Here is a 16,727-nt window from a genome sequence, read left to right as displayed (position 1 = left end):
TTGAATTAATATATAGTAAGTTATATGATCATTATAAAATAAAAAGGGCTGTAATGAAATTAAATTTCATTACAGCATCAATAGAATTATCCTAAACAATACATTTATTCCAAACAACTTTGCTTATGATTAATCCAATAGGAATATAAATATATGTACCATAAGGGATTTTAGTCAGTATAAAATGTCCTAGTACAAATAGCCCCATTATAACCAAAGAAAGAATCCCCTTACCTCCGCCTTCTGGCTTCTCACCTACTTCAAAGGATTTGGAGAAGGGTAAATTGCTATCAAAAATATTAAATACAATACTTGTAAAAAGCAATATATTTATTCCCACTACTATGATTTCATCAACTATTTGCATCTTATAAATAATTAAAAATACTAAACTTACTAAAACATACACAGGAATAAACAAATTCAAAATAGCTGCTTTAACTGTTCCTTTATAAATAGTAGATTTATCTTTAATAGGTATAGTTTCATATATCCATGAACCTTTATAATTACCAGAATAACCCAAGGATGATATTACAGTAGGTATCATGACAAATACCATATAAATACACAAATAACTCTTTGTATTAGCTATATTTAAGAATTCCTTTCTACCCATAGTGATTATAGTTAAAAAAGGAAATATAATAGATATTCCTAAACTTGGATAAACCTTTAGTTTAAATGTTCTTTCGTTCTTCAACATATTTGTTGCAAATCTATAAAAAGTTCTTTCATCTTTATCTCTACAAAATATTCTTGATATGAAAATAATAGATTTATTCCTATCCTTAGTATGCCCTTCAACACTGTTTAACTTTTGTAGATTTCGTTCAAACACTGGTATCAGTTTAATATAGATTATAATTGATAATATAGGAACTACTACTGCAAGTATGGAATAAATAATAATATACATCTCTCGATTATCATTTAAAATCAACTCAAAAGGTGCAGAAAACCATATTGGAGGAAAAAAGTATTTCCATATACTAGGTTTAAAATCTATATTATGTATATCTATTAAGTTAAAAAACTTGCCTATTAATTGATATCCTATAGACATAACTATAGTTAATCCTATTTGAACATAATTAATTATATCTTTTAACTTTTCACCACTAAAAAATCTAAGAACTAAAAGATAAATAAGTGCTGTAATTATAATTATAAATAATGCTATTAAAATAACTTCCACTAAATATATGGAAAAAAATATCCTTCCATGTCTTACTATAGATACAACAAGTGATGGTCCTGAAATTGCCAATGTAATAGCACTAATATATATAAATATATGAATTATCTTAGCCATATTTAATGTTATACTATTCACTGGCTTAGAGAGCAATATTTCCTTATCCTTTACATCAAGTAACACAGAACTAAAATCGGCCATTAAAGAGGTCATCAATAAAAACATAATAATCCCAAATATAAAACTCATCTGAAATAAATAATTTTCTCCTATTACTATAAAGAAAATCAAAAAAAATCCCATCAATATATATACGCCCAAAGATTTTAAAAAATTATTTTTATTATCAGTTTCCTCTTCTTTTTTCTTATTTCTATTGTTTATAACAGTAGAGACTCTTCTTCCGTCTAATATTAACTTCACATTAAGTATCTTTCTCATAGTCTGATAATCTACACCCATTTTTTCAAATAACCATTTAAAAATATCCAAAAATTTTAATATTTTAAAATCATTCACCTACATCACCTCTTCTATGGTAGATACTATGTCCTTAGCTATTTTCTCATGTTCATTAAACCCTGTTAGTTGATTGAAAATTTCCTCTAAGGAACCATCCATAGAGCTACTTTTTAAATCTTTAAAACTTCCATCTACTACTATCTCTCCATTATTTATAAGTATTATTCTGCTACTGATTTTTTCTACAACTTCCATGATGTGGGAAGAGTAGAATATGGTCTTTCCTCTTCTAGATAATTCTGCTAATACCTCTTTAAACACCATAACACTATTTGCATCCATTCCAGATAAAGGTTCATCTAGAAAGAGAATATCTGGGTCATTAATCAAAGCTGATATTATAATTGCTTTCTGCTTCATTCCTTTTGAATATGAGCTAATCCTTGCATCATAAACGTTCTTAATCCCAAATAACTCCATTAATTTCTCTGCCTTTTTATTTGCCACTTCGTATTCCATACCATAAAGTTCTCCTATAAAGGTAAGATATTCCCTTGCTGTAAGGTTCTCATAAATCTCAGCAGTTTCTGGTACATAGCCAATTTTCTTTTTATATTCAGCTTCTCCATTCCTTATATCTTTTCCAAATATATTTATATCTCCAGAATATTCTCCCACTAAACCCAGCATAATTTTTACAGTAGTGCTTTTACCAGCTCCATTAGGTCCTATATATCCTATTATTTCCCCATTATATATATCTAAGTTAATTCCCTTTAAGACTTCTCTAGTCCCATAGCTCTTTCTTAAATCCCTTATTTTTATTATTGGCTCCATATCCCCATCCCCTTTGTCAAAATATTAATGGTATTATATCATAATGGATTTTATTTGTTATAATTTTATTAAAATTTCTGGATTTTACCATAGCATAAAAAATAAAAACTTGACTTTTAAACTTCCTTAATATATGATAAAGTTGAAATAAATTATTTTGTTAAATATTAGATAAATAAGTGTGGATATACATCTGTATAAGCTAGACTTAAATCTAAAATTATGAAAATCTTAAAATTAAAATTATATAATTATGGAACAGCTATTTAAACCAAAGGAAACCTTTGTAATTTAAAAAGCCCATAATAAAAGATTATACTTTCTTTTATTATGGGCTTTTTTATTTTTCTAAAATTATAAATTAGGAAGAGATTTTATGGTAAAAGATTAGGAAATAACAACACTTCAAATCTGTAAACTAGTGGAAATTATCGATAATATGATTTAAAATATTAAAATTTTATTAATAAACTTTTATGAAAATTGTTTTAACTATATAAATATAAAGGGAGGAAAGGAATATGGTGAAAAACAATAACCTTGAAGATATTAGCTACGAAAAATGTATTAAAGAAGCCAAAATATTTTTGGAGGTATTTTCCAGCATATCATCTAAATTAATAAATATTAAATTAGGTGAAGACTATTTAATAGAGAAATGTTTAGAAGAGTTAGGGGAGAATACTAACTCCTCCAGGGCATATGTGTTTTTATTTAGAGATGATTTTAAATATATGGATAATGTTTATGAATGGTGTGCTAAAGGTGTTAGCTCTGAAAAAGATAATTTGCAAGATTTAAAAACTAAATTTTTTCCATGGTGGTTTGAAAAACTAAAGGATAATAAAAGTATTATTATCAGTAATATAAAGAATATGCCAGAAGAAGCTAAAACAGAAAAGGAAACTCTATTCAAGCAAAATGTCAAATCACTTATTGTATTGCCCCTAATCTATAATGATAACTTAATTGGTTATTTAGGTTTAGATAATATTTTTGAAAATAAAACCTGGGATAAGGATTGTGAGTTTTTATTAAAAATCACAGCTGAAATGTTTTCAAGTATTTTTTCGAAATTAGAGTACGAAAAACAATTTCAATCTATAGTGAAGGCTTTAGATGATAAAGAAAAACATATAGAGGGTTTAAATTCTCAAATACTTAAACAAAATGAAATAATTAAACTAATGCAAAGTAAAGAATTATCTAAGTTAATAGGATTGAATGAAGAAAACTTTAATGAAATTATATATTATGTATTAAATATATTAAGCTTAGATATGAAAATTTTTGATGAAGTAGAATTAGAACTTTCTAAAGATTTGCCTTCTATTTTATGCAATAAAATAGAAATAAGTCAAGTTCTTTTAAATATTATAAAAAATTCTATTTACGAAATTAGAAAAAAGATAGAGTTACATTCCAAAACTGGACAAACAATCTCCAATAATTTAAAAATTAAAACTTATAAAGAAAATATGTATCTAGTGTGTGAAATAGAAGATAGTGGAATGGGATTTTCTGAAGAGGTAAAATGTAAATTATTTGAACCCTTTTTTACCACAAAAGGGTTAGTGGCAGGAACAGGATTAGGATTAACCATAGCATATGATATTGTTACAAATAAGTACAACGGCTTAATAACAGCCAGTGAAAGCCAATGGCAAGGTGCTAAGTTTACTATAAAACTACCCTTCCAACAAAAAGATTCTTATTAGAACTAGTCATAATATTAATTTTCATAAAGGAAAGAGGGATAAAATGATTTATAGAAAATGGAGTGACGATGAAATACAATATTTAAAGAATAACTATGGAACCAAAAATATAGAAGAAATTGAAAACAAATTGAAAAGAAGTCGCAATTCTATATTTAAAAAAGCAAAACGTTTAAACCTAACAAACACTATGAAAAAGTGGAAAGAGGAAGAAATAAATTACTTAATTGAAAAATGGGGACATGAACCCATGGAAAAGATATCGAAACAATTGAATAGAAGTAATAATGCTATTAAAAAAAAGGCAATACAGCTTCAATTAGGTCCTTCCCGAATAGCCAATGGAGAGTTCTTAACCACTGGAGATATTGGATATTTATTAAATAAAGATCCAAGTTTAATTTATGGATGGATAAAAGATGGATATATAAAGAGTAGAAAATTTGGAGAAAAAAAGATATTTCAAGTTAAGGCAGAAGATTTTATTTTATTCTTAAAAGAACACCCTCAGAAATGGGATGCTTCAAGAGCAAGATTAGATTTTATTAAAGGTTATTTACACATAGAGTTTAAGTTCCCGGATTGGTTTATAAGAAAAGTAGAATATGATAAAGAAAAAAATACGAAAAAGAATATTATCAATTATGAAAGTAATTATGTTCAAATAATTTAATAACAAAAGCAATTATAATGTATATAGAAAATTTGGAAAATTGTTTCAAAATGCAAAATTATGGCTATATATACTTAGAATAACAGTTGATAAACTTATAACTATATTGCCTATTAAGGGAAAGGAGTTTTTGTTTATGAAATTAAGAAATAAAATAATCTTATTTACTACATTATTATGTATTATTAGTATTTTATCTATTTCAACAATTAACTTTAACTTATCTATACTGAAACTTGAAAAGGAGGTCAATGATAAATCCCAGCTAATAACTACAAGTATAGCAAAAGACATAGATAAATGGATGTCTTTACAAAAAGATTCTTTATTTGAAGTTATGGATGGTATGCTGGTAACAAATAATTTTGAATATAATTATGCCTCTAATTATTTAAAAAAAGCAACAGAAAGAAATCCAGGAAATGAATATTATATGTGTTTTTCTGACCAATATTATTTAGATTCTAGTGAATTTAAACCTGATTATGATCCAACTCAAAGAGGCTGGTATATAGGTGCAATGAAAACTAATGATTTTTATATATCAGAACCTTATATAGATGCACAGACAAAGGATATGGTAGTAACAATTTCAAAGGCATTTAAAACAATTGATGGAAAAGAAGGAGTTATATCTACAGATATAAAGATTGATTATTTAGTAAATCTAATACTTAATGTAGATGTAGGACAGGATTCATATGCCTTTTTAATAGACCATAATGGAAATCTTTTAACTCATCTTAATGATGAATTTAAACCTATTGATGGAAACTACATAAATATTGATAATTTATTAGATGGAAACCTTTTAAAATTAATAGAAGAAGATAGTTTGAAAATGAGAGATAGGAAATTAAAAGACTATGATGGGACAAACAGATTTTTCTTATTTGGAGATATTCTAGAATCAAATTGGAAGGTAGGCCTAGCAATATCTGTTAAAGAAGCTGTAGGAACCATTGATAATGTAATTTTCTACACTATTGCTGCAACTATTATTGTTTTAATGATTTCTTTAATTGTATCAGTATATATATCAAATTCCATCACAAAACCAATAGTTAAAACAGTTAAGATTGCAGAAAATATAGGAAATCTTAATCTATTAGATACAATAGATGAAAAGGATTTAAATAGAAAAGATGAAATCGGTCAAATGTATAATTCATATCAAAATATAATCATTAAATTAAAAGATTTTATGAGGAATATGAATGAATCTATTAATGCCAATCATCAAGTATATAACGATACTGTAGACAGATTGAATTTCCTAGTAAATCAAGCAGAAGATACATCAGCTACTACTGAAGAGTTATCAGCAGGAATGGAAGAAACCACCGCTACAGCTTTATCCATAAAAGAATCCACTAATGATATTGATAAAGCTATATCAGATTTCGCTCAAAAAGTCGAGGAAGGTGCTCTTACATCTAATGAAATAAGTAGCAAGGCTGGAAATTTAAGTAGTCAATTTACAGAAGCAAAAGATAGCACTATGAGTATATATGTTAATACAAGAAAAGAGATAGAAGAAGCTATTAAATCTTCTAAAAAAGTAGATGAAATAAAGATACTCTCCAATGCCATATTAGAAATATCAGAACAAACAAGCTTACTTGCCTTGAATGCAGCCATAGAAGCAGCTAGAGCTGGAACATCTGGTAGAGGATTTGCCGTAGTGGCTGACGAAATAAGGAAATTAGCTGAAAGTTCTCATGATACAGTGGGAGAAATACAAAATGTAACTGAAAGTATAACTAAGGCTGTAGAACAGTTAGTAAATAATACAAATGAGTTAATACATTTCTTAGAAAAAGACATTATAAATGATTATGAAATGATGGTAGAAGCAGTCAAAGAATATAGAGAAGATGGTTCTGTGCTAAACAATATACTCTCTGAATTATCTGCCACCTCAGAAGAGTTATCTGCCACTATTAATCAAGTATCTAATTCTATGAATGAAATCTCTAGCACCGTAGAAGAATCTACAATTGCAACTACTAATATAGCTGAAAAAAATATGAATATAGTTGAAGCTATATCCGATATAAAAGATACAATGGAAAAAAATAGACGGGTATCTGAAAATTTGGAAGAAATTGTGTCCCAAGTTAAACTTTGATTGTAAGTAAAAAAACCCTTTGGTAAAATAAAACAAAGGGTTTTTTATTAACTTAAATTGATAATACCCTTGTATCTATGAGTATTAGTATATTTTGAAAAGTAAATATAGTTTTTATTATAGTACTTTAATGCTATTGGAAAAGTTTTTAAAAAATATATAATGATATTATAGTATCAATAATTTATTAATATTCCAAAAAGGTTGCAAAGAATAGAAGGAGCTGTGAAATGTGAATAAGAATGTATTACAACACATTAAAATATTGTATGTAGAAGATGATAATCTTACTAGAAATTGGGTTTATAATTCTTTAAAGAAAAAAGTTGGTAAAATAATCATGGCAGAGAATGGAGATTCTGGTATAAGATTATGCGTTAAGTTTATGCCCGACATAATAGTAACTGATTTAATTATGTCAGATATGAATGGAATTGAGATGATGAGAGATTTAAGAGAAAGAGGATATCGTATACCTTGTATCATAACATCTGCTTTATCTGATGCAAAAACTATTTTAGAAACCGTAGACTTAAAAATAGAAAAATATTTGATTAAACCTATTGATATAGATATTTTAGTAAGAAGCTTAACTCAAATAGCTACAGATATTTTAGAAGAAAAGGAAGGGTTATTAGTAATAAATCAAAGTTTTATTTTAACAGAGGATGCTAAAAATATGTTGGAAATAGAAATAAGAAATATTTATTCCAAATATCTAAAAGAAATAGCAGGAAAAGGAGCAAAATATATTAATGTTTTCATAAATGGTAAAAGAATTGAGATAATTTCAAAATCAACTTTAACAATTTTAGAAGAAAATATATTAGCTATAGGACAATATTATAAAGGTATTGAAATGTTTAGAAAAATTGTTTATGAAAATACTATATGGAAGGTTGAAGATGATATAAATAGATTAATAGATAGAAAAGTAAAAACTAGAAAAATAGAAGTTTACCCTAAAGAAGAATTTGAAAGGATATTGCTAGAAATTATATAATTTTAGTAATATCCTTTTCCTTTCTGCTTTCAGCCTGGTCTATAAAATAATCCTATGGAGATAATTTTCTAGAATCCAAAAATTTATTAATTATTTTTTAAAATCCAAAACTTTCTATACTACATATCCGTCTATATAGTGTAAGATGAAAAAAAGACCCCACAACAGCTGAAGGGAGAAATTCGTACGAATGGCAAATAACAACTTAGAAAAACAACTTGAAAATTATATTATTGAAAATAAAGAACTTTTTTATAGGCTAGCTTATAGTTATGTGAAAAATATTGATGATGCATTGGACGTTGTTCAAGAATCTATTTATAAAGCTTTTTCATCTATTGATTCACTTAAAAACTTTGATTATATAAAAACTTGGTTTTATAGGATTATAGTAAATGTTTCATTGGATTTACTTCGTAAGAGAAAAAGAGAAGTTGCGACTGATGAAGAGTTTTTATTAAATAATGATATAGGTACAGTTGACAATTATCCCAATATAGACTTAGAAAAAGCCTTAGAAGCTTTACCAGAAAATTATCGAAGTATAATAGTACTAAGATTTTTCGAGGATTTAAAGCTAGAAGAAATTGCAGAAATTTTAGATGAAAATATAAATACTGTAAAAACTCGACTTTATAAAGGTCTAAAAAATTTACGTATCTCAATGGATGATGAAAATAAGGAGGTCAACAATGAATAATAGAAATCTGGAACAACTAAAACAAGAGCATATAAATACTCAAATTCCAGAAGAGTTAGATTTTTTAGTTAGAAAAGCAATAAAGAATGGGAGGAAAAACATGAAAAGAAAAAATAATATTAAAAAAATTAAAGTAACATCGGCATCTGTGGCTGCATCAATTGTTTTACTAACAGCTGGGGTAAATTCTAGTCCAGTATTAGCAAGTACATTATCAAAGGTACCCGTTGTAGGTGGCATAGTAAAAGTATTGACATTTAGAGAATATAAAATAGATGAAGATACTTATAATGCTGATATTAAGGTTCCAGAAGTGCAAGGCTTAGAAAATAAGGAATTAGAAAATAGTTTAAATGAAAAATATTTAAATGAAGGCAAGGAACTATATGATGCATTTATGAAGGATATGAAGGATTTGGAAAAAGATGGTGGCGGACATCTAGGGATAGATCATGGATATGAAATAAAAACTGATACAGATAAAATACTTTCTATTGGACGTTTTGTTGTAAATACAGCGGCTTCATCTTCAACAACAATTAAATACGATACTATAGATAAAGAAAAGCAAATTTTAATAACATTACCTAGTTTATTTAAGGATAATACCTATGTTGATATTATAAGCGAAAATATTAAGAGTCAAATGAAAGAACAAATGAAATCCGATGAAAATAAAGCTTACTGGGTTGAAGGTCTAGACGAAGAACTTGTAGATCCTTTTGAAAAGATTTCAAATGAACAAAGTTTCTATATCACAAGTGAAGGAAAATTGGTAATCTCCTTTGATAAATATGAAGTAGCACCTGGATACATGGGAAACCCTGAGTTTGTTATTCCAACAGAGGCAATATCAGATATATTAGTTAGTAATGAATATATAAAATAATAGATTTCAACAAATTTATCCCCTTACTATAATAGTCAAGGGGATATCTATTTTTTAGTTAAGTTTAAATAATCATCTTTTTTTAACTTCGTGTCCGCCAAATTCATTTCTAAGGGCGGCTACTATTTTCCCTGCGAAGGTATCTTCTTCTAATGATCTATATCTCATAAATAGTGACATTGCAATAACTGGTGTAGCCACCTGTAAATCTAGTGCTGTTTCTACAGTCCATTTCCCTTCTCCCGAAGATTGCATAATTCCTTTTATAGATTCAAGATTTTTATCTTTATTAAAAGCTATTTCTACTAGTTCCATTAACCAAGATCTAATTACAGATCCATTATTCCATAACTTCGCTACCTTTTCATAATCTATATCGTACTCAGATTTATGCAGCACTTCAAAACCTTCTGCTATTGATTGCATCATACCATATTCAATCCCATTGTGAACCATTTTTACAAAATGTCCAGAACCCGCTTTACCCACATATAGATATCCACCTTTTACAGATATAGCTTCAAACATTTCTTCACAGTAATTATATATATTTTCATCTCCACCTATCATTAAACAAGCTCCATTTAATGCTCCAGATGGTCCTCCACTAGTCCCACAGTCTAGAAACTCAATGTTTTTTTCTTTCAAATAATTATATCTTCTAATAGAATCCTTATAATTTGAATTTCCAGCATCAATTATTATATCCCTATCTGATAAATAATTTAGAAGTTCTTTAATTACTTCATCAACAATTTCTCCTGCCGGTATCATTAACCATATAATTTTTCTATTATTTAGTTTGCTTACTAAATCTTCAATAGAAAAAACACCCTCTATTTCTTTTTCAATAATATTTTTTACATTTTCCTCAGATACATCATAGGCTACAACCTTATGTCCATTTTTCTTTAAATTTAACGCCAAGTTATAGCCCATTTTTCCAAGTCCAATTATTCCAACTTCCATATTACCATCCTCTCTTTAGTTAATCAATAAAATAATCCATCCGTAAAATAATCCTCCTATACAAAAGTACAGGAGGATTATTTACTTTTACTTAATAAATATACTTAATATTAGAGCTGATATCAATCCCACTATACCAATTAATGTTTCCATTACAGTCCAAGACTTTAATGTATCCTTTTCTGATATTCCAAAATATCTATTTACTAACCAAAATCCACTATCATTTACATGGGAAAGTACAGTTGCACCAGAGGCAATGGCAATTACTACTAATGCTGGCTCTACATTAAAAGCTGGAAGAAGAGGGGCCATAATACCGCCTGCAGTCATCATAGCTACTGTTGCTGATCCTGCTGCAACCCTAACTACTGTTGCAATTAAAAATGCTAAGATAATTGGATTCATACTTGAACTAGCCAACCCTTCTGCTAACATCTTTCCTATATTACTATCTGTAAGAACTTGCTTAAATATACCACCAGCACCTGTAACCAATAAAATCAGTCCTGTTGGTGCAAGAGCTGCAGTAGCAACCTTGCTTACTTCTTCCCTACTAAGTCCCTTATGTTTACCAAGGGTAATAAATGCCAATACTGTTGCAATAGTCAAGGCTGAAAAAGGATGTCCAATAAAACTCACAATATTTCTCAATGAGTTGCCTTCAGGCAAAAATACAGTTGCTGAAGTATTTAATAATATTAAAACTATTGGAATTAATATTAGTGTAATTATTAATGAGAAAGACGGTAAGTCCTTATCATCCTTTGTTATAATACTATCATCAAAAGACATATAGTCTGGTATATCTGCATATATTCTTTCACCAATAAACTTTCCAAATACTGGTCCTGCTATAATCATAGCTGGAATCCCTGCAATAATACCGAATAAAATTACCTTACCCAAGTCTGCTCCAACTAATTGAGCAACTGCAACAGGCCCTGGTGTAGGCGGTACAAATGCATGAGTTACTGCTAACCCTGCTAATAATGGTATCCCATAATGAAGTAAAGATTTTTTAGTTTCTTTAGATAGTGAGTAAACTAATGGAACTAAAATAATAAATCCTACATCAAAGAATACTGGTATTGATATAATAAACCCTGCCAATCCCAATGCCCAAGCTGCCTTATCTTTTCCAAAAGATTTAATAAGGGTTCTAGCTAATCTCTCTGCGCCTCCAGATACTTCTAACATTTGACCAAACATAGCCCCTAAACCTACTACTACTGATATGAAACCTAAAGTTCCTCCCATACCGGATTGTATTGTTCCCATAATAGATTGAATAGGCATCCCAGCAGCAATTGCTGTTAGCATACTAACTATCAATAGAGAAACAAAAGCATGGAGTTTAAGTTTCATAATAAGAAATAATAATACCGCAACTGAAATAATAAGAAGTGATACTAAATACAATTGGCTTTGCATACTTTTACCCTCCTAAGATATTTTATTTTTTTGAAAATGTGCCAGTTTTTCTAACACATTCATCGAACTAAAAATAATTTCTTGATAGATATTGAATAATTCTTCATATAATTCTTTAGCTTCTGTCACAGTATATCTATCTCCATCTTCCAACATATAACTTAACTCAGAAAAATCTTTGACCTTATTTACTGCTACCATACCTAACATTACTGCTCCTAAACAGGGGCTTTCATAATTATTTGATACAACAATATTAGTATTTAAGATATCACATAGTATTTGAATCCATAACTTTGATTTTGTAAATCCGCCATTAACATATATTACATCAATTTTATCTGTTAATTCCTTTAATACTTGAAATACATCATTTATAGCATAGGATATGCCTTCAACTATAGCTCTAGCAAAATGTCTTCTCTTGTGAATATCAGATATTCCTACAAAAGCCCCCCTTAAATTTGCATTCCAATAAGGTGCTCTTTCTCCTGTTAAAAAAGGCAGAAAAATTAACCCATCACTACCTACCTTAGTGTTTTCTACTAAAATATTAATTAATTCATAAGGATCTATATTTAATTTATCTGCTTCTGCTATTTCCTTCTGAGAAAAATTATCTCTAAACCAACGATAGACCATTCCACCATTGTTTATTGGACCTCCTGATACGTACTTATCTTCTGTTAAAATATAACAAAAAGTCCTGCCCTCACTATCTATCATAGGTTTATCAGATACTACTCTAATTGCTCCACTAGTACCTATAGTGACTACTGCTGAACCAACTTCTATGCCATTTGAGCCAAGATTAGCTAAACAACCGTCACTGGCACCCAGGACTATTACAGTATTATTATTAAATCCTGTTAATTTTTGATATTCCTCATTCATTCCTTTGATACAATATGTAGTAGGAAATGCCTTAGATAATTGTTCTTCCTTAATTCCTGCAAGTCTAAGTGCCTCTTCATCCCATTTAAAATCATATATATTAAACATCCCTGTAGCTGATGCTATGGAATAATCTACAATATATTCATTAAAAAATTTATATAAAATATATTCTTTTATTGAAATAAATTTATAAGCCCTATTAAATATTTCAGGTTGATTGTCTCTTATCCACATAATTTTATAAAGAGGTGACATTGGATGACAAGGAGTACCGGTTCTTTTATACAACTCTATCCCTTTTCCGTTCTTTTTATATTCTTCTGCGTACTCAGTACTTCTACTATCTGCCCAAATAATGCACTCTGTAAGAGGGTTACAATCTTTATCTACTACAATAATGCTATGCATCATACAAGAGAAAGAAACAAAAGAAATATCTCCTTTTAAACCTTTAGCCAACTTTGATATTTCACCAAGTGTAGTTACCACTGCATTAAAAATTTCTTGTATATTTTGTTCTCTCATGGCAGGTGATGGAGTATTAATTGGATATTCCTTTGATGCTTTTCCATACATTTTCCCATTTTCATCAAATAATATGGCTTTTGTACTTGTGGTACCAATGTCTATCCCAACAGAAAACATATTTGTTCCTCCTACAATCTTATAGTATTAATGATACGAAACTTTTTTCTTTATTATATCATATTATTATATTTATTCAACCATGAAGAAAATTTCTTTCTAAAGACAGAAAATTTTACTATAGTCTTTTAAAAGCTATTCCTTCTCTTATCTTTACAAGATTTCCTAAAGTTTCTTCTTTTTTTACTAATGCTACCTTAATATAAATACAATCCATTAACATTAATGTAGTTAATCTAGATTCCATAGCTTCAGATCTAAACATAGATTCTTTTCCATAGCAAATTAAGTTGATATCTGATTCTTGTGCAATAGGAGATTTTGCATTTCCTGTTATAGAAACTACCTTTAGACCCTTTTCTCTAGCTATCTTAATTGTATCTAGCAACTCTTTATTACTTCCAGAATTTGAAAAAGCAAATACTAAATCACCTTTTTCTGCCATAGATATATACATTGCCTGCCAATGAGAATCTCCGCTTACATTGCATTTTATCCCTGTTCTAATAAATTTATGATATGCATCTTCTGCTAAGGATGCTGACCCCCCCATCCCAAAAAATAACAATTGGGAGGAATCTAATATAAGTTTGCTTATATCTTCTAATTTTTCTGGATTATTTAACTTAATAGTGCTTTCCATGCTAAAGATATTGGCATTTAATACTTTTTTCATAATAATATAAGAGTCATCACCTTCTTCTATTTCCTCATGTATATTTTCTATAGGTTTAATAATTGTACCTGCTAAATTAATTTTCAAATCTTGAAATCCCTTATATCCTAAACTATTACATAATCTAAAAATAGTCGTTTCACTTACATCACTAGATTCAGCAAGTTCTGTTATTGAAAAATGTACTATATCTCTAGGATTTTCTAATATATATTTTGCTGCTTTCTTTTCTGCTTTATTTAAATTACTATACAACTTTACAATTCTTTCTAAACAACCCTTTTCATTATTTTTATCCATAATCATTCTCCTTTTATTAGAAAAAAATTTTTTTCTTATTCTAATATTTTAACATATTTATAGTATCTAGTATAAACCTTATAGTATTTATATAATAAAAAGTATCCCCCAATTATAAAAATTGAGGGATACTTTTATTAAATATTATTTTATATTAATCGCCTTACAAATTCCCCTTCCTTCATAATTACTTCCATCTTTTCAACGGATATATTATGAATATCTTGAAGCGGATTATCTTGAAGAACTATTAAATCAGCATACTTACCTTCATCTAGAGTTCCAGTAATATCATCTATTTTTAACATCTCTGCACCATTCTTAGTTGCAGCTAATATTACTTCCATCTCCGACAGACCCGCTTTATTTAGAGCATACATTTCAGTTATTGCATACTTTCCATAAGGAGTTAAACTACTGCAAAATGAGTCTGACCCTACTGTTATACGGATACCCTTCTTATTGGCATTTTGCAGATTATCTATTATACGATTTAATTCTTTCTCCGCAGTTGTATTACCTGGATATTTATCATGTATAGGTCTATAAGGTGGCTCATATACAGTGAACCATTCATAGAAAAACTGTAAAGTAGGGCAGAAGGTAATATCCTTTTCCTTCATAATTTCTAGACATTCTTCATTTAACTCTTGTCCATGAATAATAGCTGATACACCAGCCTTACATGAATTTAATGCACCTTCATAACCTTCTGCATGGGACCATACTGGAATATCTACCATATTACATTCATCAACTACTGCTTGTATTTCCTCCATAGAATAATGGGTAGCTGCTTTAGCATCATATCTCCATATTCCTCCGCCTGTAGACCAAATCTTAACTGCATCTGGGTTTTCACGAAGTCTTTTTCTAATAGCTTTCCTAAGTTCCCAAGGTCCATCTACTCTTTCAGCCCAAGGATGGGAGTCATTGTTATATTCTAAAGGCAACTCATGAGAATCCCCATGTCCAGCAGTTCTGCAAAACCCAAGACCAGTTGTTATAACTCTAGGTCCGGGAATAATGCCTTTCTCAATCATATTTCTAATATGAATACCTGAGCGAGAAATTTCTCCAACAGTTGTTAATCCATGTTCCAATGCTTCCTTAGCTTGAGCTACAGCAACTATAGTCTTTTGTATAACTGGTTCAAGAACCCATTCCGTATCATTATCACTTAGATTTCCACTAAAATGAAGATGTGTATCTATTAGACCTGGCATAATAGTTTTTCCAGTTATATCTATCTTTTCTCCATCAAAATCAATATTCGTAATAGGTCCTGCGTATTTAATCTTTGTTCCTTCAATAACAACCATGGAGTTGTCCACTACTTCTCCATTTCCTCTTATCAATAATCCACCAGTAAATATAGTCGTCTTCACCTATACATCCTCCTCTTTGTCTAAACTGATAAAGCTTTATCACTTTCTATTTTTACATTTGTTATTAATTTAGGTGAATTTGCTAAAGTGTCTGCCACTGGGCAAGTTCTATCTATAAATTCAATAAATTTTTCAATATCTTCTTTTGATGAGTTTGATTTAATATATATATTAGATCTTATCTCAGAAAAACCAATTTTAGCATCTTTATTTTTTCCCATAAATCCATCTGGATCTAAATCCCCTTCTAATTCAATATAAAAATCTTCTAGATCAATTCTATGGGCTTTTGCAAAACACCTAGCTACTATACATTTACAAGCTCCTAGTGCAGATAATACTGCTTCTACTGGATTCATTCCAGTATCTGTTCCGCCTAGTTCTTCTGGTTCATCTAAAAGGATAGTATGATTCCTAGCTTTACACTCTACTTTCATACCATTAGTTAGTTTAGTTGTACTTTTAAAAACCTCAATAGCCATTAAAAAAACCCCCTCATTTAATTTAATTTAATCTAACATTTACAGTATATTACTAGCAAATAATATTGTCAATCTTTTGACAGTATTATAGAAATATACAATGACAAGTTTATATCTATAATCACCGGCTTATTTGCAGCTGGAGAAGTTACTGACGGTATCCATGGTACAAATAGATTAGGTGAAAATGCGTCAAAAAATAAATAATTATTCTAAGTATTGGAAACACCCCTTAATTTAAAGATTAAGGGGTGTTTTCAAGTATATTGATTATTTAATAACTGGAGATAGAATGTTGAAATTGTTTACATCAATAAGCCCCTTA

General features: G+C 28.9%; 15 protein-coding genes. 7 read left to right on the top strand and 8 right to left on the bottom strand.

Annotated elements, in window-relative coordinates; genetic code table 11:
* Window positions 1-91: 91 nt before the first annotated feature.
* Window positions 92-1,717, bottom strand: a complete 1,626-nt coding sequence (locus RT714_RS06755; RefSeq protein ID WP_313756816.1) for a hypothetical protein — start codon at window positions 1,715-1,717, stop codon at window positions 92-94.
* Complete coding sequence (locus RT714_RS06750; protein ID WP_216544199.1) at window positions 1,718-2,497, bottom strand: ABC transporter ATP-binding protein; 780 nt, start codon at window positions 2,495-2,497, stop codon at window positions 1,718-1,720.
* A gap of 521 nt (window positions 2,498-3,018) precedes the next feature.
* Here RT714_RS06750 and RT714_RS06745 point away from each other — a divergent pair.
* From RT714_RS06745 to RT714_RS06720, 6 genes are all read left to right on the top strand, one after another.
* Window positions 3,019-4,215 carry a GAF domain-containing sensor histidine kinase gene (locus RT714_RS06745; protein WP_313756815.1) on the top strand — a complete coding sequence of 399 codons (1,197 nt, stop codon included), beginning with the start codon at window positions 3,019-3,021 and terminating at the stop codon, window positions 4,213-4,215.
* Window positions 4,216-4,258: 43 nt separating this feature from the next.
* Complete coding sequence (locus tag RT714_RS06740; protein WP_313756814.1) at window positions 4,259-4,888, top strand: hypothetical protein; 630 nt, start codon at window positions 4,259-4,261, stop codon at window positions 4,886-4,888.
* A 136-nt stretch (window positions 4,889-5,024) separates the two neighbouring features.
* Entirely contained in the window at window positions 5,025-7,019 is a 1,995-nt protein-coding gene (locus tag RT714_RS06735; protein WP_313756813.1) for a methyl-accepting chemotaxis protein, read from the top strand.
* A gap of 232 nt (window positions 7,020-7,251) precedes the next feature.
* Window positions 7,252-8,022, top strand: coding sequence for a Na-translocating system protein MpsC family protein (locus RT714_RS06730; RefSeq protein WP_313756812.1), 771 nt, complete (start codon window positions 7,252-7,254; stop codon window positions 8,020-8,022).
* Window positions 8,023-8,212: 190 nt separating this feature from the next.
* Window positions 8,213-8,722 carry a sigma-70 family RNA polymerase sigma factor gene (locus RT714_RS06725; protein ID WP_313756811.1) on the top strand — a complete coding sequence of 170 codons (510 nt, stop codon included), beginning with the start codon at window positions 8,213-8,215 and terminating at the stop codon, window positions 8,720-8,722.
* Window positions 8,715-9,611, top strand: a complete 897-nt coding sequence (locus RT714_RS06720) for a DUF3298 domain-containing protein (protein WP_313756810.1) — start codon at window positions 8,715-8,717, stop codon at window positions 9,609-9,611. The genes RT714_RS06725 and RT714_RS06720 overlap by 8 nt, the downstream gene beginning before the upstream one ends.
* 72 nt (window positions 9,612-9,683) lie before the next feature.
* Here the strand turns inward: RT714_RS06720 and gnd are convergent, their stop codons facing one another.
* The 6 genes from gnd to RT714_RS06690 all read right to left on the bottom strand — a co-directional run bounded on the left by gnd (window position 9,684) and on the right by RT714_RS06690 (window position 16,402).
* Entirely contained in the window at window positions 9,684-10,580 is an 897-nt protein-coding gene (gene gnd / locus RT714_RS06715) for a phosphogluconate dehydrogenase (NAD(+)-dependent, decarboxylating) (RefSeq protein WP_313756809.1), read from the bottom strand.
* Between the two features lie 87 nt (window positions 10,581-10,667).
* Window positions 10,668-12,014, bottom strand: coding sequence for a gluconate:H+ symporter (locus RT714_RS06710; RefSeq protein ID WP_313756808.1), 1,347 nt, complete (start codon window positions 12,012-12,014; stop codon window positions 10,668-10,670).
* A 12-nt stretch (window positions 12,015-12,026) separates the two neighbouring features.
* The gene (locus tag RT714_RS06705) at window positions 12,027-13,556 is read right to left on the bottom strand and encodes a gluconokinase (protein ID WP_313756807.1); all 1,530 of its coding nucleotides are present in this window, start codon (window positions 13,554-13,556) and stop codon (window positions 12,027-12,029) included.
* Window positions 13,557-13,674: 118 nt separating this feature from the next.
* Window positions 13,675-14,532, bottom strand: coding sequence for a MurR/RpiR family transcriptional regulator (locus RT714_RS06700; protein ID WP_313756806.1), 858 nt, complete (start codon window positions 14,530-14,532; stop codon window positions 13,675-13,677).
* A 149-nt stretch (window positions 14,533-14,681) separates the two neighbouring features.
* Entirely contained in the window at window positions 14,682-15,920 is a 1,239-nt protein-coding gene (locus RT714_RS06695) for an amidohydrolase family protein (protein WP_313756805.1), read from the bottom strand.
* Between the two features lie 20 nt (window positions 15,921-15,940).
* Window positions 15,941-16,402 carry an OsmC family protein gene (locus RT714_RS06690; protein ID WP_313756804.1) on the bottom strand — a complete coding sequence of 154 codons (462 nt, stop codon included), beginning with the start codon at window positions 16,400-16,402 and terminating at the stop codon, window positions 15,941-15,943.
* A gap of 84 nt (window positions 16,403-16,486) precedes the next feature.
* On the opposite strand from RT714_RS06690, the gene RT714_RS15920 reads away from it, so the two are divergent.
* Entirely contained in the window at window positions 16,487-16,609 is a 123-nt protein-coding gene (locus tag RT714_RS15920; protein WP_399326281.1) for an FAD-binding protein, read from the top strand.
* The last annotated feature ends 118 nt before the right edge of the window (window positions 16,610-16,727 follow it).

Source organism: Tissierella sp. (assembly GCF_032104385.1).
Classification (GTDB): Bacteria; Bacillota; Clostridia; order Tissierellales; family Tissierellaceae; genus Tissierella.
This window is presented reverse-complemented; position numbering and strand designations above follow the sequence as displayed.